Origin of the sequence: Candidatus Aegiribacteria sp. (assembly GCA_021108005.1) — a bacterium.
Lineage (GTDB): Bacteria > Fermentibacterota > Fermentibacteria > Fermentibacterales > JCC-6 > Aegiribacteria.
In genome coordinates this window covers 1-1,309 of record JAIORS010000073.1, presented here as the reverse complement: position 1 = coordinate 1,309, position 1,309 = coordinate 1, and the positions used below count along the sequence as shown (strand labels likewise).

1 pseudogene is annotated in these 1,309 nt (G+C 47.3%); it reads left to right on the top strand.

The features are described from left to right. A pseudogene (locus K8S15_04495) lies at positions 1-1,309 on the top strand (IS4 family transposase).

Sequence of the window (1,309 nt, the reverse complement as noted above, 5' to 3'; positions counted from 1 at the left end):
ATCCACAAACAGATTTTCCGCCAAATAGATGCAATAAGGCGGCGCTTTGTACAAACTGCGGGACTGCCCTTCAACGAGATCCTTTCGACTGAAACCATCCTCAATATTATGGATGAAGAAGTAGACGCCTATCGAGATCGTATATTTTCCCCTCTAATCACCCTATCTGCCTTCTTGTCTCAGGTACTCAGTTCAGATCATTCCTGCAATAATGCAGTAGCGAAGGTGATTGCGGAAAGAGTGGCGCAAGGCGAGGCGCCCTGCTCATCAAACAACAAATCTTATTGCAAAGCCAGATTGCGCCTGCCTATACGACTTGTCATGCGACTGGTGCGTGAGACTGGGAAATTACTGCATCTACAGTCTGAAGAGGGTTGGAAATGGAAAGGTCGCTTTAGTTAAGCTTGTAGATGGAACGACAGTATCAATGCCAGATACCCCTGAAAACCAGGAGACATATCCACAGCCTGAAGGGCAGAAAGAAGGCGTAGGCTTTCCAATCGCCCGTCTCGTCGCTATAATCTCATTATCTTGTGGAGCAGTCCTTGACGTAGCGATTGGACCTTACAAGGGAAAGGAAACTGGAGAACATGCTCTGTTGCGCCAGATATTGGGCAGCATATCCCTAGGCGATATTATATTGGGAGATCGTTACTATTGTTCGTATTTCTTGATTGCCATGCTACAGCGATTGGGCGCGGACGCGGTCTTCCAGATCCATGCCCGCCGTAAAAGCGATTTCCGCCGAGGTAAGAAGCTTGGCAAAAACGATCACATCATTATATGGAAAAAGCCAAAACAACGACCGAACCCGGATGAATGAGTCCATGTACTGCCAGATGCCTGACCTGTTGACAATACGCGAGATCAAAATCAATGGAAAAATCATTACTACCACCCTCCTTAACCCAAAAGAAGTTACAAGAAAGGAGATCGGTGAACTTTACACGAAACGGTGGTTGATCGAAGTGGACTTCAGGTTCATCAAAACAGTTCTCCAGATGGATATTTTGAGGTGCAAAACACCTGACATGGTTTGTAAGGAAATCTGGGTGCATTTGCTGGCGTATAATCTGATCCGAACGGTCATGGCGCAAGCGGCGCATCGTTATAATCTTCCACCGCGGACATTGAGTTTCAAAGGCACGTTACAGCAGTTAAATGCACTTAAGGATACGATTCTGTGCGCTGACGAAAAGTCACTGCCCGACCTGTATGAACATCTTCTGAAAGCCATTTCTTGCCATCGTGTTGGGGGTAGGCCCGGACGCAGTGAACCGCGTGCCGTCAAACGTCGACGTAAACCCTA